Source organism: Spirillospora sp. CA-108201 (assembly GCF_050936235.1).
Taxonomy (GTDB): domain Bacteria; phylum Actinomycetota; class Actinomycetes; order Streptosporangiales; family Streptosporangiaceae; genus Spirillospora.
This window is the reverse complement of the sequence record NZ_JBNJNE010000001.1, coordinates 6,896,459-6,917,525: the sequence shown is the minus strand read 5'-3', so window position 1 is coordinate 6,917,525 and position 21,067 is coordinate 6,896,459. Positions and strand designations below refer to the sequence as shown.

The following is a 21,067-nucleotide window of genomic DNA, read 5'->3' as shown; positions in this document are numbered from 1 at the left end:
CCTGGCCTCTCAGTACTTCAGCAGGTTCGCGTCGTCGACCGACGAGGACCTGCGGGTCCGGAAGATGGTCATGATGATCGCCAGACCCACCACGACCTCCGCCGCGGCCACCACCATCACGAAGAAGGCGATGATCTGGCCGTCCAGGTTGCCGTGCATTCGGGAGAACGAGACGAACGCCAGGTTCGTCGCGTTCAGCATCAGCTCGACGCACATGAACACCACGATGGCGTTGCGGCGCACGAGGACGCCGAGCGCTCCGATGGTGAACAGGATCGCCGAGAGCGCCAGGTAGTGCCCCGGGCTCATTCCCCTGCCTCGCCTTCACTCGCGCCGCCGCCGGCGGCCGGCGTCCCCGACTTGACCGAGCGCTCCTCGGCGTCGGAGTCGCGGACGTCCTCGGTGACCGTCTTGACCGCGGCCACGTCCCGTTCGACGGCCTCCTCCTCGGAGCCGCCGTACAGGTCCGCGTGCCGCTCCGCGGTGTCGGTGCGGGCCGCGATGACCGGGTTGACCGACAGCTCCGAAGGCGTCCCGTCGGGCAGCAGCGCCGGCATGTCGACGGCGTTGTGCCGGGCGTAGGTGCCGGGGCCCGGCAGCGGGCCCGGGTGGGTGCCGGACAGGAACCGCTGCCGCGACAGGTCCTTCTGCGTCGGCTTCGGCTCGGTGCGCTCCCGGTGCGCCAGCACCATCGCGCCCAGCGCCGCGGTGATCAGCAGGGCGCTGGTCGCCTCGAACGCGAACACGTACTTGGAGAACAGGAGCCGGGCCAGCCCGATGACGTTCCCCTCGGAGTTGGCCTGGGTCAGCCCGGCCGAGCCGCCGAGCGCGGCGTTGCCGAGCCCGACGGTGAGCAGGACGATGAAGCCGATCGCGGCGATCGCCGCCCAGAACCGCTGGCCCCGGATCGTCTCCACCAGCGAGTCGGTGGAACTGACCCCGACGAGCATCAGCACGAACAGGAACAGCATCAGCACCGCGCCGGTGTAGACGATCACCTGCACGAACGCCAGGAACGGCGCGTTCTGGATCGCGTACAGCGCGGCCAGGCAGAGCATCACGGTCGCCAGCAGCAGTGCCGAGTGCACCGCCTTCCGCATGAAGATCATGCCGAGCGCGGCGGACACCGAGACGATCGCCAGCAGCCAGAAGAAGAACGGCTCGCCGGACTGCTTGTCGGCGACCTCGGCGGCGAGCACGTGCGCGCCCGCGACGGACCCGGTCACCTGCCCTCACCGCCCTTCGGAGCCGAGGGCGTTCCGGAGGACGACTGCTCGCCCTCCTGGAGGCCGAGGCGGTAGTAGTCCTCCTCGGTGTCGCCGAGCCGCATCTCGTGCGGCGGCGCCTCCATGCCCTCGCGCAGCGGCGCGAGCAGCATCTCCTTGGTGTAGATGAGGCTCTCGCGGCTGTCGTCGGCGAGCTCGTACTCGTTGGTCATCGTGAGCGCCCGGGTCGGGCACGCCTCGATGCACAGGCCGCACAGGATGCACCGCAGATAGTTGATCTGGTAGGTGCGTCCGTAGCGCTCGCCCGGCGAGTACCGCTCGTCCGCCGTGTTGTCGGCGCCCTCGACGAAGATGGCGTCCGCGGGGCACGCCCACGCGCACAGCTCGCAGCCGATGCACTTCTCCAGGCCGTCCGGCCACCGGTTCAGCTGGTGCCGCCCGTGGAAGCGAGGAGCCGTCGGCTTCTTCACCTCGGGGTACTGGACGGTCTCGCTCTTCATGAACATCTGGTGGAACGAGACCCCGAACCCCTTGACCGGGTTCAGGAAATCAGTGAGTCCCACTGGTGACCTCCTCGGAGGGGGTTTCGATCGTGGCCGGCCGGACCGGCTCGCGGGCGCGGCCGTGGTAGTGGGGCGCGTCCATCGGCGGCACCGGGAAGCCGCCCGCCGACGGGTCGGTGCGCGGCCCCGGCGCCGCCCCCGGGACGATCTCCTTGCCGTCCTCGCGGCCGCGGACCATCTCCCAGATCACCGTGGCGACCAGCACGACCGCGGCGACCACGGCGGCGGCGATGAACAGCTGCCGCATCTCGTAGCCGTCGTTGCGCAGCGCGCGGATCGTCGCGACCAGCAGGATCCAGCCGAGCGAGAAGGGCATCAGCACCTTCCAGCCGAGCTTCATCAGCTGGTCGTAGCGCACGCGCGGCAGCGTGCCGCGCAGCCAGATGAAGAAGAAGACGAACAGGAAGAGCTTGATCAGGAACCACAGCACCGGCCACCAGCCGGAGTTGGCGCCCGCCCACACCGTGGAGATCGGCGCGGGGGCGCGCCAGCCGCCGAGGAACAGGGTGGTGGCGAGGGCCGACAGCGTCGCGAGGTTGATGTACTCCGCGAGGAAGAACATCGCGAACTTCAGCGACGAGTACTCGGTGTGGAAGCCGCCGACCAGCTCGCCCTCGCCCTCGGGCAGGTCGAACGGGATGCGGTTCGACTCGCCCATCATCGTGATGACGTACACGACGAACGACGGCGCGAGCAGCACCACGAACCACTTGTCGTGCTGCGCCTCGACGATCTCCGAGGTGGACATCGAGCCCGCGAACATGAACACGGCCACGAACGACAGGCCCATCGCGATCTCGTAGGAGATCATCTGCGCGGACGAGCGCAGCCCGCCGAGCAGCGAGTACGGCGACATCGAGGACCAGCCGGCCAGCACGATGCCGTAGATCGCCATCGAGGACATCGCGAGGACGAGCAGCACCGCGACCGGAAGGTCGGTGCCCTGCAGCGCCGTCCGGTGCCCGAAGATCGACACCGTCGGCCCGAACGGGATCACGATGAAGGAGATGAACGCGGGCACCGCCGCCATCACCGGCGCCAGGATGAACACGATCTTGTCGACCTGGCGGGGGACGATGTCCTCCTTCAGCGCCAGCTTGACGCCGTCGGCGAGGCCCTGCAGCAGGCCGAAGGGCCCGGCGCGGTTCGGGCCGGTGCGCAGCTGCATCCGGCCGATGACCCGCCGCTCGATCCACATCGTCATCAGCACGGTGACGACGAGGAACACGAAGATGGCGAGGACCTTGCCGCCGATCAGCCACCACGGGTCCGACCCGAAGTCCTGCAGCTGCGGGTCGGGCGCCGGCGCCGCGGCCAGGGAGCTCATTCGATGCCTCCAGCGTTCTCGGTCGCGGTCGCGGGCACCGCGCCCGCGATCTTGACGACGCCTCCCGCGGCCGCGCCGAGATCCCGGTGCAGGGCGCAGCCCGCCGAGTTCGTCGGCAGCCACACCACCCGGTCGGGCAGGTCGGGGGTGATCTCCAGCGGGAGCGTGACCTCGCCGCGCGGGCCCGACACCGTCACCGCGCCGGTCGCGCCGACCTCCGCGGCCGTCGCGGGCGACAGCCGGGCGGCGGCGGGCTTGGCGGTGCCCGCGAGGAACGGCTCGCCGTCCTGGAGGCGGCCGCGGTCGAGCAGCAGCCGCCAGGTAGCCAGGAGGGCCTCGCCCTGCTCGGGGTGCGGCGCCAGGCCCTGGGCGACGCTCGGCGCGTCCGGGCGCACGCCGCGGTGGGCGCCGAGGCCGGCCATCTCGCGGCGGGCGGCCTCCGGGCCCGGCAGGCCCAGGTGGACGTCCATCTCGTCGGCCAGCGCGTCCAGCACCCGCAGGTCGGACATCCGCCCGGCGGCCTTGAGCACGACGTCGAACGGGCGGCCGCGGCCCTCCCAGTCGACGAACGTCCCGGACTTCTCCGCGACCGCCGCGACCGGCAGGACGACGTCGGCGCGGTCGGTGACCGCGCTCGGCCGCTGCTCCAGGCTCACCACGAACGGGGTGGCCTCCAGCGCCCGCAGCATCGCCTCGGGGTCGGCCAGGTCGTCCGGGTCGACGCCGCCCACCAGCAGCGCGCCGCGCCGTCCGGCGGCCGCCGCCGCGATGATGCCGGCCGTGTCCTCGCCGGCTTCGGCGGGCAGGTCGGCGACGCCCCAGGTGCGGGCGACCTCGGCGCGCGCCTGCGGGTCGGTGACCGGACGGCCGATCGGCAGCAGCCCGGGCAGCGCCCCGGCCTCGACCGCGCCGCGCTCACCGGCCCGGCGCGGCACCCAGGCCAGCCGGGCCCCGGTCGCCTGCGCCACCCGGGTCGCCGACGTGAGCGCGCCCGGGCTGGTGGCGAGCCGCTCGCCGACGAGGATGACGGCGCCGGGCGCCTCCAGCAGCGTGCGGATGTCGGACCTGGCGTCGTCCCCGATGAGGGAGCCGAGCACCTCGGCCTCCGAGCCGGGGAGCGTCGGCAGCAGCGTGCCGCCGACCTTCGCCAGCCCGCGCGTCGCGAACGGCGCCGCCGCGAACACCTTCAGGCGGTTCTTGCGGAACGCCTTGCGGAGCCGCAGGAAGACGATCGGCGACTCCTCCTCGGGCTCGAACCCGGCGAGCAGGACGACCGGCGCCTTCTCCAGGTCGGCGTAGGTCACCTCGATGGGGTGGCCCGCGACGGACGAGGCGAGGAACCGCGACTCCTCCTCCGACAGCGGCCGGGCCCGGAAGTCGACGTCGTTGGTGCCGAGGGCGATCCGGGCGAACTTGGCGTAGGCGTAGGCGTCCTCAAGGGTGACGCGGCCGCCGGCCAGGACGCCCGCCGAGCCGCGCGCCGCCGCGAGGCCGCGCGCCGCGATGGTGAGCGCCTCGGGCCAGGACGCCGGCTCCAGCTCGCCGTCCTCACCGCGGACGAGCGGCTGGGTGAGCCGCTCGGGCCGCGTCCCGTAGGTGAACGCCCAGCGGCCCTTGTCGCAGTTCCACTCCTCGTTGACCTGCGGGTCGTCCCCGGCCAGCCGCCGGGTGATCTTCCCGCGGCGGTGGTCGGTGCGCAGCGCGCAGCCGGACGCGCAGTGCTCGCAGACGCTCGGCTGCGAGACCAGGTCGAACGGGCGGGACCGGAACCGGTACGCGGCCCCGGTCAGCGCGCCCACCGGGCAGATCTGCACGGTGTTGCCGGAGAAGTAGGACTGGAACGGCTTGCCGTCCGCCGCGCCGACCTGCTCCTTCGCGCCGCGCTCGAACAGGTCGATGAACGCGTCGCCGGCGATCTGGTCGGAGAACCGGGTGCAGCGGGCGCACTGGATGCAGCGCTCCCGGTCGAGCAGCACCTGGCTGGACAGCGGGATCGGCTTGGGGAAGGTCCGCTTGGCCTCCACGAACCGGGACTCGCCGCGGCCGTTGGACATCGCCTGGTTCTGCAGCGGGCACTCGCCGCCCTTGTCGCAGATCGGGCAGTCCAGCGGGTGGTTGATCAGCAGCAGCTCCATCACGCCGTGCTGCGCCTTGTCGGCGACCGGCGAGGTGAGCTGCGTCTTGACCACCATGCCCGGCATCACCGCGGTGGTGCAGGACGCCTGCGGCTTCGGCATGCCGCGGCCGTTGCCGGCGTCGGGGATCTCCACCAGGCACTGCCGGCAGGCCCCGACCGGGTCCAGCAGCGGGTGGTCGCAGAACCGGGGGATCTGGATGCCGATCAGCTCGGCGGCCCGGATGATCAGCGTGCCCTTGGGCACCTCGATCTCGAAGCCGTCGATGGTGCAGGCGACCATCTCCACCGGCCTGTCCACCGCCGACTTGTCGTCGGTGACGGTCACTTGGCACCTCCCCAGAGGGTCGACTCGGCCGGGTCGAACGGGCAGGCGCCGAGTTCGAAGTGCCGGAGGTACTCGTCCCGGAACAGCTTGATGGACGAGACGACCGGGCTCGTGGCGCCGTCGCCGAGGGCGCAGAACGATCGGCCGAGGATGTTGTCGGACAGGTCCAGCAGGGTCTCCAGGTCCTCCTCGGAGCCCTGGCCCGCCTCCAGCCGCTTCAGCATCTGCTTGTACCAGTAGGTGCCTTCGCGGCACGGCGTGCACTTGCCGCACGACTCGTGCGCGTAGAACTCCGACCAGCGCAGGACGGCGCGGACGACGCAGGTCGTCTCGTCGAAGATCTGCAGGGCCCGGGTGCCGAGCATGGACCCGGCGGCGCCGACGGACTCGAAGTCCAGCGGCACGTCCAGGTGCTCGTCGGTGAAGATCGGGGTGGACGACCCGCCGGGCGTCCAGAACTTCAGCCGGTGGCCCTCGCGGATCCCGCCCGCCATGTCGAGCAGTTCCCGCAGCGTGATGCCGAGCGGCGCCTCGTACTGCCCGGGCCGCGTGACGTGCCCGGACAGCGAGAAGATCCCGAAGCCCTGGGACTTCTCGGTGCCCATCGAGGCGAACCATTCCGGCCCGTTGGCGATGATCGAGGGAACCGAGGAGATCGACTCGACGTTGTTGATGACGGTGGGCCCGCCGTAGAGGCCCGCGACCGCCGGGAAGGGGGGCTTGAGCCTGGGCTGACCGCGGAACCCTTCGAGGGAGTCCAGCAGCGCCGTCTCCTCGCCGCAGATGTAGGCCCCGGCGCCGCTGTGCACGACCACGTCCAGGTCGTAGCCGGAGCCGAGGATGTCCTTGCCGAGGTAGCCGGCCTCGTACGCCTCCGCCACCGCCTGGTGCAGGCGGCGGATCACGTGCAGCACCTCGCCGCGCACGTAGATGAACGCGAGGTTCGATCTGATCGCGTACGAGCTGATGATGACGCCCTCGACGAGCACGTGCGGGTTGGCCATCATCAGCGGGATGTCCTTGCACGTGCCCGGCTCGGACTCGTCGGCGTTGACGACGAGGTAGCGCGGGTTCGGACTGGTCGGGGGCAGGAAGCCCCACTTCATCCCGGTGGGGAAGCCCGCGCCGCCGCGGCCGCGCAGTCCGGAGTCCTTGACCGCCTGGACGATCTCGTCCGGCTCCATGCGGAACGCCGCGCGCAGCGCGTCGTAGCCGCCGTCGCGCTCGTAGCCCGCGCGGGTGAACGAGTCGGCCCGGTCCCAGTTCTTCGTGAGGATGGGGGTCAGCGTGGTCACTTGTTCCGCCCCTCCTGCGAGCCCGGCTCCTCGGGACGCTCGCGGTCGACGTCCGCCGTGTCACTCTGGGGGGACGACCCCCCGGCAACCGCCTTGGGGGGCGCCTCCCAGCCGCGCTCCTGCGCCAGCTTCAGTCCGCGCAGCGACTCCGGCCCGGCCTGGACGCCCTCGCCGGCGCGCCCGTCCGGGAACCCGGCGAGCACGCGGGACGCCTCCTTCCAGGTGGCCAGGCTCTCCGGCCCGCGCGAAGGAAGCACTTGCTTACCTGAGCGCAGGTCGTCGACGAGCTGCTTGGCCTTCTCGGGAGTCATGTTGTCGAAGAACTCCCAGTTGACCATCATCACCGGCGCGAAGTCGCAGGCCGCGTTGCACTCGATCCGCTCCAGGCTGACCCTGCCGTCCGCGGTGGCCTCGTCGTGCCCCACCCCGGCGTGCTCGCTCAGCTCGTTCCAGATCTGGTCGCCGCCCATGACCGCGCACAGCGTGTTGATGCAGACGCCGACGTGGTACTCGCCGACCGGCGCGTGCTTGTACTGCGTGTAGAAGGTCGCGACGCCCGTCACCTGCGCGGCGGTGATGCCGAGCTGCTCCGCGCAGAACTCGATCCCGTCCTCGGTGACGTGGCCCTCCACCGACTGCACCAGGTGCAGCATCGGCAGGAGCGCCGAGCGCGGCCGGGGGTACCGGCCGATGATCTCCTTGGCGTCGCGCTCCAGCCGCTCGCGGACCTCAGGTCCGTATGTCATCGGTCCACTCCCCCCATGACCGGGTCGATGCTGGCCACCGCCGCGATGACGTCGGCGATCATGCCGCCCTCCGACATCGCCGGGGCCGCCTGCAGGTTGACGAAGGACGGATCGCGGAAGTGGACGCGGTACGGCCGGGTGCCGCCGTCGCTGACCACGTGGGCGCCGAGCTCGCCGCGCGGCGACTCGATGGGCGCGTACGCCTGCCCGGCGGGCACCCGGAACCCCTCCGTCACCAGCTTGAAGTGATGGATCAGGGCCTCCATCGAGGTGCCCATGATGTGCGCGATGTGGCGGGGCGAGTTGCCCATGCCGTCCGCGCCGATCGCCAGCTGCGCCGGCCAGCCGATCTTCTTGTCCTCGATCATCACCGGGCCCTTGACCGACTGGAGCCGGTCCAGGCACTGCTCGACGATCTTCAGCGACTCCTCCATCTCGTCCATCCGGACGAGGTAGCGGCCGTAGACGTCGCAGGTGTCCTGCGTCGGGACCTCGAAGTCGTAGGTCTCGTAGCCGCAGTAGGGCTGCGACTTGCGCAGGTCCCACGGCAGGCCGGTCGAGCGCAGCATCGGGCCGGTGACGCCGAGCGCCATGCAGCCGGTCAGGTCCAGGTACGCGATGTTCTGCGTGCGCGCCAGGTAGACCGGGTTGGCGTCCATCAGCTTGCGCATCGCCTGGATGCGCTTCGGCATCCGGTCCAGGTAGTCGCGGATCTTGCTGGTGGCGCCGCTCGGCAGGTCCTGCGCGACCCCGCCCGGACGGACGTAGGCCATGTTCATCCGCAGGCCGGTGATCTCCTCGAACAGGTCGAGGGTGTACTCGCGCTCGACGAAGCCGTTCAGCATCACCGTCGTCGCGCCGAGCTCCAGGCCGAACGTGGCGATCGCGACCAGGTGCGAGGAGATCCGGTTCAGCTCCATCATCATCACGCGGATGATCTGGGCCCGCTCCGGGATCTGCTCGGTGACGCCGAGCAGCTTCTCCACGCTCAGGCAGTACGCCGTCTCGTTGAAGATCGGCGCGAGGTAGTCCATCCGGGTGCAGAACGTGGTGCCCTGCGTCCAGGTGCGGAACTCCATGTTCTTCTCGATGCCGGTGTGCAGGTAGCCGATGCCCACCCGCGCCTCGTTCACCGTCTCACCGTCGAGCGTCAGGATGAGCCGGAGCACCCCGTGCGTGGACGGGTGCTGCGGGCCCATGTTGACGACGAGCCGCTCGTCGCCGAGGTCCTCGGCGCCGGCGACGACCTGGTCCCAGTCCTGCCCGTTGACGTCGAAGACCCTGCCCTCGGCCGCCTCCTCCGCGGCGTAGGCGTCGTACTCGGTGTACTTCGTGGAACTCATACGTACGACCTCCGCTCGTCGGGCGGGGGGATCTCCGCTCCGCGGTACTCGACGGGAATACCGCCGAGGGGGTAGTCCTTGCGCTGCGGATGGCCGACCCAGTCGTCGGGCATCTCGATGCGTGTGAGCGCCGGGTGGCCGTCGTAGACGATCCCGAAGAAGTCGTAGGTCTCCCGCTCGTGCCAGTCGCTCGTCGGGTACACGGGCACCAGCGACGGGACGTGCGGGTCGGCGTCCGGGCAGGTCGTCTCCAGCCGGACGCGCCGGTTGTGCGTGATCGACAGCAGGTGCACGACCGAGTGCAGCTCGGCGCCCTCGTCCTTCGGGTAGTGGACGCCCGACACGCCCGAGCACATCTCGAAGCGCAGGGACGGCTCGTCCCGCATGGTCCGCGCGACCTCCAGCAGGTGGTCGCGCTTCACGAAGAACGTGATCTCGCCGCGGTCGACGACCACCCGCTCGACGGCGTCCCCGAAGTGCGGGTACGCGCGCTCCATCTCGTCGGCGACCTCGTCGAACTCGCCCGCCTCGGCGGCGCCGCCGGGGCCCCCGTAGGGGCGCTGCGCGGTGACCCGCGGGCTCTGCCGGATGACGAGCCCGCCGTAGCCGGAGGTGTCGCCGGTGGTCCGCGCGCCGAACATGCCCTTGCGGACGACCGGCTGCTCGCGGCGCTCCTCCTCGGCCTGCGCGGGGAGCTTGTCCGCGCCCTGCTCGGCCCGCTGCTCAGGGTTCTCGGAACTCATGTCACGCTCCCTGTCCGAGCAGCGGGAGCCTGCGGCGCCTGGCCTCTTCGAGTTCGGCGATCTGCTTCTCGCGCTGGGGCCCGAGCTTGGCGTTCTGGACCTTGTCGTGCAGCTTGAGGATCGCGTCCAGCAGCATCTCCGGCCGCGGCGGGCAGCCGGGCAGGTAGATGTCCACCGGGACGATGTGGTCCACGCCCTGCACGATCGCGTAGTTGTTGAACATGCCGCCGGACGAGGCGCACACGCCCATCGCGATGACCCACTTCGGCTCGGTCATCTGGTCGTAGATCTGCCGCAGCACCGGCGCCATCTTCTGGCTCACCCGGCCCGCGACGATCATCAGGTCGGCCTGGCGCGGCGTCGCCGAGGCACGCTCCATCCCCCACCGGGAGAAGTCGTGCCGGGGGTCGCCGGTCGCCATCATCTCGATCGCGCAGCACGCGAGGCCGAACGTCGCCGGCCACATCGAACTGCTGCGCGCCCACCCCGCGACCTGCTCGACCGTGGTCAGCAGGAAGCCGCTGGGGAGTTTCTCCTCTAGACCCATGTCAGTCCCACTCCAGACCGCCGCGCCGCCAGATGTAGGCGTACGCCACGAGGACGGTGACGATGAAAAGAACCATCTCGACAAGGCCGAAGAGCCCCATCCGGTCGAACGCGACCGCCCAGGGGTAAAGGAAGATGATCTCAATGTCGAAGACGATGAACAGCATCGCCGTCAGGTAGTACTTGATCGGGAAGCGCCCGCCGCCGACCGGCTGCGGGGTCGGCTCGATGCCGCACTCGTAGGCGTCCAACCGGGCGCGGTTCCAGCGCTTGGGCCCCGTGAGCGCGGCCATCGCCACCGAACCGCCGGCGAAGGCGAAGGCGAGCACTCCCAGCACGATGATCGGAATATAGAGATCCATATCTCTACAGCCTCTCCTCGGGACGTACGACGTTGTACGGGACGGGCCGCCTGCGACCCGCCACCCTAGCCAAGGTGATCAATAGCGCTCCCCTCAGGGGGTCGGGTACTGCACTTTAGTCCGCTCACCTGCGGAAGCCTGAATTCCACGCGCGCGCTCATGCCGCCGGCGCCACCTTCTGCATCGCGTTGATGACGCGGTCCATCGCGTCGCCGCCCTTGGGGTCGGTGAGGTTCGCGAGGAGCTTCAGCGTGAAGCGCATCAGCGTCGGGTGCGGCAGGCCGTGCGCGGTCAGGAACTTCATGATCCGCGGGTCGCCGATCGCCTGGACGAACACGCGGGCGAGGGTGAAGTAGCCGCCGTGCTCGTCCTTGAGGATGCGCGGGTACTCGTACAGGGTCCGCTCGCGCTGCGCGGGGGTCCGGCGGGCGAGCGCCTGCACCATGATGTCGGCGGCCAGCCGGCCGGACTCCAGGGCGTAGTCGATGCCCTCGCCGTTGAACGGGTTGATCATGCCGCCGGCGTCGCCGACCAGCAGCATCCCGCGGGTGTAGTGCGGCTGCCGGTTGAAGCCCATCGGCAGCGCCGCGCCACGGATCTTGGAGGTCGCGTGGTCCTCGTCGAACTGCCAGTCCTCCGGCATCTGCGCGCACCAGCGCCTGAGCATGCCGCGGTAGTCGACGTTCTGGAACGCCTTGCTGGTGTTGAGCAGGCCGAGGCCGACGTTGGACGTGCCGTCGCCGACGCCGAACACCCAGCCGTAGCCGGGCAGGAGGCGCTGGCCGTCCCACAGCTCCAGCCACGCCTCCATGAACTCGTCGTCGTGGCGCGGGGTCTGGAAGTAGCGGCGGACCGCGACGCCCATCGGCCGGTCCTCGCGGCGCCGCAGCCCCATGGCGAGCGACAGCCGGGTCGAGTTGCCGTCGGCGGCGACGACCAGGGGCGCGTGGAACTCGATCTCCTCGCCCTCGTACTCGGCCGTGACGCCGGTGATGCGGTCGGTGCGCTCGTCGACGATCGGGCCGGTCACGTTGCAGCCCTGCAGGAGCTGCGCGCCGGCCTTGGCGGCGTGCTCCGCGAGGAGCTGGTCGAGGTCGGTGCGCTTGCGGACGAGGCCGAAGTCGGGGAAGGAGGCGAGCTCCGGCCAGGGCAGCTCGACCTTGACGCCGCCGCCGTAGATGCGCAGGCCCTTGTTGCGCCCCCAGCCGGGGTCGTTGATGTCGACGCCCATGCCGATGAGGGCGCGGACGGCCCGCGGGGTGAGGCCGTCGCCGCAGATCTTGTCGCGCGGGAAGGTGGCCTTCTCCAGCAGGAAGACGTCCAGGCCGGCCTGCGCGAGCCAATAGGCGGTCGACGATCCGGCGGGGCCCGCCCCGACGACGATGGCATCCGCGTGTCGGGTGGAGTCGGTCACGATGGTCCTCTTCGCTCGTTCGCTTGTGAAGTACTTCACAAGGATCCGGTGGGGAGTCTATTCCTTTATCACGACTGGTGGGTACTTCTGGGCCGGTCCAAGTTTGGACCGGTCCGAAACCACCGGCCGCCGTCTGTCAAGCAGGCTTGACGGACGGGTTGACGGCATGGTGCAGGGCGACCACCCCGAACGTGAGGTCGCGCCACCGCACCTCGCCCCAGCCCGCGTCCTGGATGAGGCTCGCCAGCCCCGCCTGGTCGGGCCAGGCGAGCGTCGACTCGGCGAGGTAGCGGTAGGAGTCGGGGTTGGAGCTGACCCGTGCCAGCAGCGGCAGCCCGTAGCGGAGGTGCGCCTTGTGTCCGAGCGCCAGCAGCGCGTTCGGGGGATGGCTCACCTCGCAGATCACCAGCCGCCCGCCGGGCCTGGCGACCCGGCGCAGCTCGCGCAGCGCGAGCCCGGTGTCGGCGACGTTGCGGAGCCCGAAGGAGATGGTGACCGCGTCGAAGGAGCCGTCCGCGAAGGGCAGCCGCAGCGCGTCCCCGGCCACGAAGCGCAGGCCCGTGACGTCCGCCTGGCGGCGCACGCCGACGCGCAGCATGCCGAGCGAGAAGTCGCACGCGACCGTGTCGGCGCCGGCCTCGGCGAAGGGCACCGACGACGTCCCCGTGCCCGCCGCGAGGTCGAGGACCCGCTCACCCGGCCGCGCCTCCAGCGCGCGGACGACCTCTTGCCGCCACCGCCGGTCCTGGCCGCCGGTCATCAGCGAGTTCATCAGGTCGTACCGCTCTGCGGTGCCGTCGAACATCGCCGCGACGTCGGCGGGCTGCTTGTCGAGTGAAGCGCGGGTCATGCCCCCAGCCTAGGCCGCGCGAGGCCCTGCGCGCGGGCGCGGGGGGTCGGTCCGCGGGAGTGCGCCGGATCATTCCGCGCGGGTGCGCCGAAGTCACTCCGCGCGGGTGCGCCGAGTTCACTCCGCGCGGGTGCGCGGGGCGTCCTCCTTGGCGACCGACCTCTCGAACTTCTCGCGCTGCGAGCGCACGCCCCGCGTGACGACGGCGGACATCCGGTCCCGCTGCGCGGACAGCAGCACGTAGCTGACGACGCCGCTGATCAGCAGCGCCAGCAGCAGGAGCAGGAACCCGCGGGCCCCGAAGAGCGCGAGGACCCCCGCGGTGACCGCGAAGATCACGGCGCGGGCCAGGGTGTAGAGGATGACGGAGCGCATGACCCTTCGAGGTTATCCCCGGCTCGGACCGTCCTCTCCCCGGGGTCGGCTCAGCACGTCCAGGAAGAGGGCCGGGTCGACGTTGCCGCCGGACAGGACCGAGACGTAGGTGCGCCCCTCGGGAAGCTCCGCGCGGCGGTAGAGGTAGGCGGCGGTGGCGACGGCGCCCGCCGGCTCGGCGACGAGGCGCGCCTCGCGGGCGAGGCGGCGCATCGCCTGCCGGATCTCGTCCTCGGTGACCGTGACGATGCCGTCCACGTGGGCGCGCATGTGCGCGTACGGCAGGTCGCCCACCCGCTGGACGCGCAGCGCGTCGGCGATGGTGCGGCCGGTCTCCTCCGCCGCCCACTCGACCGGACGCCCCGCCGCCAGCGAGTCGCGGGCGTCCGCGGCGAGCTCCGGCTCGACGCCGACGACCCTCGCCTCCGGGCGCAGCGCCTTGACCGCGGCGGACACGCCGGAGATCAGGCCGCCGCCGCTGACCGGGACGAGCACGACGTCCACGTCCGGGCGGTCCTGGACGATCTCCAGCCCGGCGGTGCCCTGGCCGGCGATGATCCGGGCGTCGTCGTAGGGCGGGACGAGCGTGAAGCCGTGCGCGGCGGCGAGCTTGTCCGCCGTCTCGGCGCGGGCCTGGGAGGTCGGCTCCACGTAGACGATCTCGGCGCCGAGCGCGATGCACGCGTCGACCTTCACGCCCGGGGTGGTGTGCGGCATGACCAGGACGGCCCTGGCGCCGAGCGCGCGGGCCGCGTAGGCGACGGCCTGCGCGTGGTTGCCGCTGGAGTGCGTGACGACGCCGCGCTCGCGCTCCCGCGGGGCGAGGGAGGAGATCGCGGAGTAGGCGCCGCGCAGCTTGAAGGCGCCGATCGGCTGCAGCGACTCGGCCTTCACCAGCAGCGCGGGCGCGCCGGCGGCGGACGGGGCGGGGTCGCGGGAGAACGGGACGAGCGGCGTGCGGACGGCGACGCCCGCGATGCGCTCGGCGGCCCGTTCGATCTCCGGCAGCGATACGAGGTCGGACATGCCCGGAGACTACTTCTCCCGGGTGCCCGCGGGGGCGCCGGCGGCGTGACATGGCAGGTCAGCGGTGGTCAGGGTGATCACTGTGACCCATGACCGGATCACCGTCCGTCATCGCCGCTGTTCGGCGGACTACGGTCGGTGATCTTTTCCGAAAACAAGGGAGAAATCGGTCTTGACCCGCCACACTGTTAAACAGTCCACCCGCGCCGAAGGCGGGACAAAGGGGGAGAGAAAACGTGGAAAGCACGAGCGAGCGCCTGCTGACTCCAGGAGAGGTCGCCGCCCTCTTCCGGGTCGACCCGAAGACGGTCACCCGGTGGGCCGCCGCGGGCCGGATCAGCAGCATCCGCACTCCGGGGGGCCACCGGCGCTTCCGCGAGTCCGAGGTGCACGCGCTGCTGCGCGGCGAGGAGCCCGTCGCCGAGCATTCGGCCCACTGACCTGGGCCCACCGCCCGGACTCCGGTCCTGAGCCGCCCGGACCGCCCGCCGAAGCAGTCCTTGGCCGAAGGCAGTCCTCGCCGGGCGGCCGGGGCGCCTCCCGCCCCGCCCCCCGCTCACCCTCGAAACCCGCTCCCCGGGCTCGCGCCCGCCCTCCGGCGCTCACTCCTCGGCGCCGCCCGCCTTCCACTCCTCGAAGCGGCGGAGCAGGTCGGCGTCCTCGTCCCGCCAGCGGCGCCGTCGCTCCGCCAGCTCCTCCTCGGTGAGCGACCCGCGCAGCAACCGGTCGTAGTCGGGATCGTCCGGGCCGATCTCGACGTAGGCGTCGGCGATGATCCGTCCCTCGCCCGCCTCGGACCCGGACTCGCCGCCGTCGGCGAGAACGCTGTGGGGGACCCGGAGCGTGCCGTCGGGAAGCCGGATCACGTACATCGTCGATCACCTTCGCCGTCTGGTCGTCGCGCGGCCTGTCATCTCGTCGGTGTCCTAGATCCCGTACCTGCGGTTGAAGAAGAGCATGACCTCTAGGGCCGTGCGGATGTTGCCGGCGAGCATATCCACCAGGGCGGGGCGCTGCCGGGAGGAGATCGCGGCGAACGCGTCGGCGAAGAACTCCCGGCGGCCGAGCGCGTTCGGCTGCTTGTGGAACTCGCTCGCCAGATACGGCAGGCACTCCTCGTAGAGCTGCCGGAAGGCGGGGCTGTCGGACGTCCACTCGCCGTCGCCGCCGTCGATGTCGTCGAGCGCGTGCCCGACCTCGTGCAGCATCACGTCCGGTGTCGGGGACGGCCGGTCCCCCACGACGATCTTGTGGTCGCCGTACGCGCCGGCGCAGATGTCCCAGGTCGCGCGACCCGACGGCAGCGGCCGGTCGCGCAGGTGGCCCATGTCGTCGAGCTGCGGGACGCCGCCGGGGCCGACGTAGATGCCGTCGAGGCCGCCCGCCAGCCTCTCCTTCAGCGGCTCGGGCAGCGACGCCAGGCTCTCCACCGCGCCGATCACCGCGTCCGGCGGCGGCCCCTCCCGGACGTCCCACTGCCGGTGCAGGACGGACTCCAGCACGCCGCAGTCGCGGCGGCCGTCGGCGGCGTGCGGCATGCCCGGCGGGTGGGGCTCGACGCGCGGCCGGTCGTCCTCCAGCTCGAAGTCGCTCCAGGAGTAGTCGCCCGCCCGCGGCCGGCCGTGCCCGCGCCGCCCGAGCCGCCCGGTCATCCCGCGCAGGCCGCCCGCCGTGTCGACGGGGCCCGCCTCGGGGCGTTCGGGTCCGAGCGCGAAGTCGTCGTCGCGGCCCGCCTTGCGGAACCGGCCGAACCGGTCGCGCGGCTGGTTGCTGCGCGGCCGCACCTGCCCCGAGTCGGGCGGGGACGGCGCGTAGGAGACCTCGTCGCCGGCCGCGTCCGCGCGGAACCGCCCGCCGCGGAACGTCTCCCGGGGCTTGCGGTGGACGCCTTTGAAGCGCATCGGGCTCCTCTGTCAGCCGGACCCGCGGGGGTATCGAGCGGCGTCCGCCGCCGGACCGGGTCCCTGAGGAAGGGTAAGCCGGAAGCCGACTCTCCGTCATCCCTCGGAGTCACGCGGTCGCGGCGGGCGGCCGCGCGTCAGGCGTAAGAGTGCAGGCCGGAGAACATGTAGTTCACGCCGAAGAAGTTGAACAGCAGCGCGGCGAACGCGACCAGCGAGAGGATCGCGGCCTTGCGGCCCTTCCAGCCGGCGGTGGCGCGGGCGTGCAGGTAGGCGGCGTAGATGATCCAGGTGACGAAGGACCAGATCTCCTTGGGGTCCCAGCCCCAGTAGCGGCCCCACGCCTGGTCGGCCCAGATCGCGCCCATGATGATCGCGGCCGTCCAGATCGGGAAGGCGAACATCGTGACCCGCATCGAGAGGCGGTCCAGGGCCTCCACCGACGGGACGCGCGCCAGCACGCCGCCCGCCGCGGCGCCGCCGCGCGACTCGGCCCGCTCCTTCAGCAGGTACAGCACCGTCGCCGCGCCGGCGACGGTGAACGCGCCCGTCGCGATGATCGCGGCGGTGACGTGGATGGCGATCCAGTAGGAGTTCAGCGCCGGGCTGACCGGGCCCACCGAGTCGTACAGCCAGATGTTGGCGACGCCGAGGGCGACGACCGCGGCGGCCATGACGAACGCGCCGAGGAACCGCGCCTTGTAGCGGAACATGACGACCATGAACGCGGTGACGGCGGCGAACGAGATGGCGGTGAGGAACTCGTACATGTTCCCCCACGGCCACCGGTTCGCGGCGAGCCCGCGGGTCACGAGGACGCCGAGCTGCGCTCCCCAGCCGAGCACGTTCAGCAGGACGGCGAGCCGGATCCAGTCGACCCTGGGTCGCTCGGCCTCCTCGTCCGCGGCCTCGGCGGAAGCGGCCGTGTCCGTGTCCGTGTCCGAGGCGTCGGACGCGGCCTCGGCCCCGGCGGCGCCCACCAGCACCTTCGCCCCGCTCTTGGCCGGGACGGCCGCCACCGCGCGGCGGCGGCCGAAGCCCATGTCGGCGGCGTAGGCGACCAGCGCGATGATGTACATCACCACGGTGGTCAGCATGAGCTTGTCGCTCAGGTTCGCGAGGTCGGCGTTGCTCACCTCGTCACTCCTTCGGTTCGGTCGCCGCACCCGTGGGGCCGTCGGCGGCGGGGGTCTCACCGGGCTCGGAAGCGGGCCCGTCCTGCGGGCCGCGCAGCGCGGCCACGATGTCGTCGAACTCCGAGGTCGGGTTCCCCAGCGTGAGACCGCCGACCTCCACCACCGTACGCCCGCCCTCTCCGGCGCTCGCACGGACCCACACCCTGCGCCGGCGGACCATGAACGAGGTCGCCACGCCGAGCACCGCGAGGATGGCGGCGATCAGCGCGGGGATGCGTCCGGGGTCGCGGTTGACCGACAGGCTCGTCCACTCCTTGAGCCCGTCGAAGGTGACCGTGCCGGCGCCGCCGGGCAGCTTGAAGGTCTCCCCCGGCTCCAGCAGCTTCTGGCCGTCCTTGACCGGCTGGAGCGTCCTGCCGATGCCCTCCAGCTTGTAGACCGACTGGGGGCTGCCGGAGTCCAGGCCGAGGTCGCCCTTGAAGGCGGTGATCGTGACGACCGGGCGCAGCGGCGCGGGGAAGGCCGAGACGATCTGCTTGCCGTCCTCGCTCGCCACCGCGGTCGGCCACAGGATGGCGTAGAAGGCGAGCTGGTCGGGCTCGGCGTCGGGGGCCTTGATGACGCCCTCGGACGTGAGGTTCCGCGGCTCCATCTCCAGGAACGGCACCGAGTCCTGGAAGGCGACGTTCCCCTTGGCGTCCCGGACGGTGAACACCGGCGCGTACCCGTGGCCGAGCAGGTACACCTTCGCGCCGCCGACCTTGAGCGGATGGTTGATCTGCAGGTCGTAGGGCTTGTCCGGGGCGTCCGGGCTCGACCGGTAGTGGATCTTGGCGTTGAACGAGGTGGCCTGGCCCCGCTTGTCGCCCTCGGCCTCGTACTCGGCCTTGAAGTCGTCCAGCGTGATCGTGAACGGGGCGAGCTCGCCGCCGCTGAACGCGCGTCCGGGCTGGAACTGGTCGTAGAGGCCGAGCGAGTTGGCGAACGTCTTGCCCTCGGTCAGCAGGACGTTGCCCCGGTAGCCGAACAGGTTGCCGAGGCCGAGCGCGAACAGCAGCGCCAGCAGCGCGAGGTGGAAGAGCAGGTTGCCGGTCTCGCCCAGGTAGCCCTTCTCGGCGGACGCGGCGCCGCCGGCCACGTCCACGCGGAAGCGGCGGGCGCGCAGCGCCGTGCGGGCCTCGGCGAGGACGTCCTCCGGGGAGGCGCCCGTCTCGTACGTCGCCGACTGGGGCAGCCTCGCCAGGTTGCGGGGGGCGGCCGGCGGGCGCGCCCGCATCGACCTGTAGTGCTTCACGGCGCGCGGGACGACGCAGCCGGCCAGCGAGACGAACAGCAGGATGTAGATGGCCGCGAACCAGGGGGCCGCGAACACGTCGAACATCGAGAACCTGTCGAGCCAGGGCCCGAGCGTCCCGTGCTTCTCCAGGTAGGCGGCGACCTTCTCGGGCGCCTGGCCCCGCTGCGGCAGGATCGAGCCCGGCACCGCGCCGAGCGCCACCAGGAACAGCAGGATCAGCGCGGTCCGCATGGTGGTGAGCTGCCGCCAGCCCCACCGCAGCCAGCCGAGCGGGCCGATGCCCGAGGGGCGCGGCACCTCCCGCGGCGCCTGCCGAGCGGCGGGCGCCTCGGTGCCGGTCTCCTCCGCGGCCCGGTCCTCGGCGCCGGTGTGGTCGGTGTTGGTGTCAGTCATCTCAAATCACCGGTTCGAAGCCGCTGATCCACGACCTCAGCTCGATCGTCAGGTCACCCCACAGGCCGCTCACGAGCAGCACCCCGATGAGGACGAGCATCCCCCCGCCGATCCGCATGACCAGGGGGTAGTGGCGCTTCACGGCGCCGAACGCGCCGAGCGCCCTACGGTAGGCGATCGCGGTGGCCACGAACGGCAGGCCGAGGCCCGCGCAGTACGCCAGCGACAGCAGCGCGCCCCGTCCGGCGCTGGCCTCGGTGATCGCCAGTCCCTGCACCGCGCCGAGCGTCGGGCCGATGCAGGGCGTCCAGCCCAGCCCGAACAGGACGCCGAGCAGCGGCGCACCGGCGAGCCCGGCCGCGGGGAGGCGCCCCGACTTCAGCGTCCGCTGGAGCCCGGGGACGAAGCCCATGAACGCGAGGCCGAACACGATCGTGATGACGCCGAGGACGCGGGTGATCGTGTCCTGGTACTCCAGGAGCCACCGTCCGAGGCCCCCGAAGACCGCGCCGTAGCTGACGAAGACGACGCTGAACCCGGCGACGAACAGCAGGACCCCGGCGAGGAGCCGCCCCCGCCGCTGCTCGGCGAGGTCGGCGCCGGTCATGCCCGTGACGTACGACAGGTAGCCCGGGACGAGCGGCAGGACGCACGGCGAGGCGAACGAGACGAGCCCGGCGAGGGCCGCCAGGGGCGCCGCCGCCACCAACGACCCGCTCACGACCGTCTCGTCCAGGGAGCTCACTTCTCCGCGAGGACCTTGCCGACCAGGGGGTCGAGCTTGGTGAACGTCGTCGCGCCGATGACGCGGGCGGCGACGCGCCCCTGCCGGTCCAGGACGAGCGTGCTCGGGATCGCGCTCGGCGGCACCTCCCGGAACGCCAGCGTGATGCGGCCGTCGGCGTCGAAGAGGCTGGGGTAGGTGACCTTGAACTTGCGCTCGAACGCCTGCGCGTTGGGCTTGGAGTCCTTGAAGGCGACGCCGACGAACTCCGCGCCCTGCGCCTTCCTGCCGTCGTAGACGTGCTGGAGGGACGGCGCCTCGCCCCGGCAGGGCGCGCACCACGACGCCCAGAAGTTGACGACGACGACCTTGCCCTTGAGGTCGGCCAGCTTGAAGGACCCGCCGCCCAGCCGTTCGCCCTCGACGTTCGCGAGGCTCTTGCGCTGCGCCGGCTTGTACTCGGTCACGTTGCCGTCGCCGGAGATGAAGCGGTTGTCTCCGCCGTCGGGCCCGCCGTCCGCGGCGCCGGTGCCGGCGCAGCCCGCGAGCAGGCCGCAGAGCGCGACGGCGGCGCCCGCGCGGAAGGGAGCGCGCGAAGGCGCGATGCGGCGGGGGTTCACGGGCCCCTCCTCGGCACTACAAGGCGTTCAGTACAGGACGGCGAGTACTACAAGATGTAGTACAAACTTAGCGGTGCGGTCAGGCACCCGCGACATCGGGGCCCTTCGCGATCCCGGAGGCGGGCTCGCAGTAGGCGACCTCCACCAGCCGGCCTCCCTCGAACGTCAGGCTCGTGAGGCTGGCGAGCGAGCACTCCCGGCGGGCCGGGTGGTGCCAGAGCCGGCGGCGCTCGGCGTGCAGCCGCAGGATCCAGATCGGCAGCTGGTGGCTGACGCAGACGGCCTCGTGGCCGCGCGCCGTCTCCCGGGCCCGGATGACGGCGGCGCGCATCCGGGCGGCGAGCGCCTTGTACGGCTCGCCCCAGGACGGCCGGAACGGGTTGACGAGGTGGCGCCAGTGCTCGGGACGCCGCAGCGAGCCGGTCCCCACCCCGAAGGTGAGCCCCTCGAAGTGGTTGCCGGCCTCGATCAGGCGGTCGTCGACCGTCACGGGAAGGCCGAGGGAGTCGGCCAGCGGCGCTGCCGTCTCCAGCGCCCGCTGCATCGGCGAGGAGAACAGCGCGGTGACGTCCCGGTCGGCGAACCACCGGGAGGCGGCCTTCGCCATGAGGACGCCGTCCTCGCTGAGGCGGTAACCGGGCAGCCGCCCGTAGAGGACGCCCTCGGGGTTGTGCACCTCGCCGTGCCGCAGGAGGTGGACGATCGTCGTGTCAGTCAT

The 21,067-nt window shown here is 71.7% G+C and carries 23 protein-coding genes; 1 reads left to right on the top strand and 22 read right to left on the bottom strand.

What is annotated here, in order from left to right; translation table 11 throughout:
• Nucleotides 1–9 precede the first annotated feature (9 nt).
• From nuoK to ACQEU6_RS33155, 15 genes are all read right to left on the bottom strand, one after another.
• Nucleotides 10–309 (bottom strand): NADH-quinone oxidoreductase subunit NuoK, encoded by a 300-nt coding sequence (gene nuoK / locus ACQEU6_RS33225; protein ID WP_021593191.1) that lies wholly within the window; start codon nt 307–309, stop codon nt 10–12.
• A complete protein-coding gene (locus ACQEU6_RS33220; protein WP_499337178.1) occupies nt 306–1,226 on the bottom strand; it encodes an NADH-quinone oxidoreductase subunit J in 921 nt (306 codons plus the stop codon). The genes nuoK and ACQEU6_RS33220 overlap by 4 nt, the downstream gene beginning before the upstream one ends.
• A complete protein-coding gene (gene nuoI, locus ACQEU6_RS33215; RefSeq protein ID WP_499337177.1) occupies nt 1,223–1,789 on the bottom strand; it encodes an NADH-quinone oxidoreductase subunit NuoI in 567 nt (188 codons plus the stop codon). Before nuoI ends, ACQEU6_RS33220 begins: the two co-directional genes overlap by 4 nt.
• Nucleotides 1,776–3,116 (bottom strand): NADH-quinone oxidoreductase subunit NuoH, encoded by a 1,341-nt coding sequence (gene nuoH, locus ACQEU6_RS33210; protein ID WP_499337176.1) that lies wholly within the window; start codon nt 3,114–3,116, stop codon nt 1,776–1,778. Before nuoH ends, nuoI begins: the two co-directional genes overlap by 14 nt.
• Nucleotides 3,113–5,578 carry an NADH-quinone oxidoreductase subunit G gene (locus ACQEU6_RS33205; RefSeq protein ID WP_499337175.1) on the bottom strand — a complete coding sequence of 822 codons (2,466 nt, stop codon included), beginning with the start codon at nt 5,576–5,578 and terminating at the stop codon, nt 3,113–3,115. The genes nuoH and ACQEU6_RS33205 overlap by 4 nt, the downstream gene beginning before the upstream one ends.
• Nucleotides 5,575–6,873: an NADH-quinone oxidoreductase subunit NuoF gene (nuoF, locus tag ACQEU6_RS33200; protein WP_499337173.1), complete on the bottom strand. Its 1,299-nt coding sequence runs from the start codon at nt 6,871–6,873 to the stop codon at nt 5,575–5,577. The genes ACQEU6_RS33205 and nuoF overlap by 4 nt, the downstream gene beginning before the upstream one ends.
• Nucleotides 6,870–7,619 (bottom strand): NADH-quinone oxidoreductase subunit NuoE, encoded by a 750-nt coding sequence (nuoE, locus tag ACQEU6_RS33195; RefSeq protein WP_499337171.1) that lies wholly within the window; start codon nt 7,617–7,619, stop codon nt 6,870–6,872. The genes nuoF and nuoE overlap by 4 nt, the downstream gene beginning before the upstream one ends.
• Nucleotides 7,616–8,962 carry an NADH-quinone oxidoreductase subunit D gene (locus ACQEU6_RS33190; protein WP_499337169.1) on the bottom strand — a complete coding sequence of 449 codons (1,347 nt, stop codon included), beginning with the start codon at nt 8,960–8,962 and terminating at the stop codon, nt 7,616–7,618. Before ACQEU6_RS33190 ends, nuoE begins: the two co-directional genes overlap by 4 nt.
• Nucleotides 8,959–9,705: an NADH-quinone oxidoreductase subunit C gene (locus tag ACQEU6_RS33185; protein ID WP_499337167.1), complete on the bottom strand. Its 747-nt coding sequence runs from the start codon at nt 9,703–9,705 to the stop codon at nt 8,959–8,961. The genes ACQEU6_RS33190 and ACQEU6_RS33185 overlap by 4 nt, the downstream gene beginning before the upstream one ends.
• 1 nt (nt 9,706) lies before the next feature.
• Nucleotides 9,707–10,252 carry a NuoB/complex I 20 kDa subunit family protein gene (locus ACQEU6_RS33180; protein ID WP_499337165.1) on the bottom strand — a complete coding sequence of 182 codons (546 nt, stop codon included), beginning with the start codon at nt 10,250–10,252 and terminating at the stop codon, nt 9,707–9,709.
• A 1-nt stretch (nt 10,253) separates the two neighbouring features.
• Nucleotides 10,254–10,613, bottom strand: coding sequence for an NADH-quinone oxidoreductase subunit A (locus ACQEU6_RS33175; protein WP_089315506.1), 360 nt, complete (start codon nt 10,611–10,613; stop codon nt 10,254–10,256).
• Nucleotides 10,614–10,770: 157 nt separating this feature from the next.
• The gene (locus ACQEU6_RS33170) at nt 10,771–12,027 is read right to left on the bottom strand and encodes a geranylgeranyl reductase family protein (protein ID WP_499337163.1); all 1,257 of its coding nucleotides are present in this window, start codon (nt 12,025–12,027) and stop codon (nt 10,771–10,773) included.
• A 136-nt stretch (nt 12,028–12,163) separates the two neighbouring features.
• Entirely contained in the window at nt 12,164–12,877 is a 714-nt protein-coding gene (locus tag ACQEU6_RS33165) for a demethylmenaquinone methyltransferase (RefSeq protein ID WP_499337161.1), read from the bottom strand.
• Nucleotides 12,878–12,994: 117 nt separating this feature from the next.
• Nucleotides 12,995–13,252: a DUF4229 domain-containing protein gene (locus tag ACQEU6_RS33160; protein WP_499337159.1), complete on the bottom strand. Its 258-nt coding sequence runs from the start codon at nt 13,250–13,252 to the stop codon at nt 12,995–12,997.
• 12 nt (nt 13,253–13,264) lie between these two features.
• Nucleotides 13,265–14,278, bottom strand: coding sequence for a threonine ammonia-lyase (locus ACQEU6_RS33155; protein WP_499337157.1), 1,014 nt, complete (start codon nt 14,276–14,278; stop codon nt 13,265–13,267).
• A 236-nt stretch (nt 14,279–14,514) separates the two neighbouring features.
• On the opposite strand from ACQEU6_RS33155, the gene ACQEU6_RS33150 reads away from it, so the two are divergent.
• Nucleotides 14,515–14,718 (top strand): BldC family transcriptional regulator, encoded by a 204-nt coding sequence (locus tag ACQEU6_RS33150; RefSeq protein ID WP_141580358.1) that lies wholly within the window; start codon nt 14,515–14,517, stop codon nt 14,716–14,718.
• Between the two features lie 162 nt (nt 14,719–14,880).
• Here the strand turns inward: ACQEU6_RS33150 and ACQEU6_RS33145 are convergent, their stop codons facing one another.
• From ACQEU6_RS33145 to ACQEU6_RS33115, 7 genes are all read right to left on the bottom strand, one after another.
• The gene (locus ACQEU6_RS33145; protein ID WP_499337155.1) at nt 14,881–15,150 is read right to left on the bottom strand and encodes a hypothetical protein; all 270 of its coding nucleotides are present in this window, start codon (nt 15,148–15,150) and stop codon (nt 14,881–14,883) included.
• A gap of 54 nt (nt 15,151–15,204) precedes the next feature.
• Nucleotides 15,205–16,179 carry a hypothetical protein gene (locus ACQEU6_RS33140; RefSeq protein WP_499337154.1) on the bottom strand — a complete coding sequence of 325 codons (975 nt, stop codon included), beginning with the start codon at nt 16,177–16,179 and terminating at the stop codon, nt 15,205–15,207.
• A 137-nt stretch (nt 16,180–16,316) separates the two neighbouring features.
• On the bottom strand, nt 16,317–17,315 hold the full coding sequence (gene ccsB, locus ACQEU6_RS33135; RefSeq protein WP_499337152.1) for a c-type cytochrome biogenesis protein CcsB: 999 nt from the start codon (nt 17,313–17,315) through the stop codon (nt 16,317–16,319).
• A gap of 4 nt (nt 17,316–17,319) precedes the next feature.
• Entirely contained in the window at nt 17,320–19,005 is a 1,686-nt protein-coding gene (gene resB, locus ACQEU6_RS33130) for a cytochrome c biogenesis protein ResB (RefSeq protein WP_499337150.1), read from the bottom strand.
• Between the two features lies 1 nt (nt 19,006).
• The gene (locus ACQEU6_RS33125) at nt 19,007–19,750 is read right to left on the bottom strand and encodes a cytochrome c biogenesis CcdA family protein (RefSeq protein ID WP_499337148.1); all 744 of its coding nucleotides are present in this window, start codon (nt 19,748–19,750) and stop codon (nt 19,007–19,009) included.
• On the bottom strand, nt 19,747–20,349 hold the full coding sequence (locus ACQEU6_RS33120; protein WP_499337146.1) for a TlpA family protein disulfide reductase: 603 nt from the start codon (nt 20,347–20,349) through the stop codon (nt 19,747–19,749). The genes ACQEU6_RS33125 and ACQEU6_RS33120 overlap by 4 nt, the downstream gene beginning before the upstream one ends.
• 79 nt (nt 20,350–20,428) lie before the next feature.
• Nucleotides 20,429–21,067, bottom strand: a complete 639-nt coding sequence (locus ACQEU6_RS33115; protein ID WP_499337144.1) for a histidine phosphatase family protein — start codon at nt 21,065–21,067, stop codon at nt 20,429–20,431.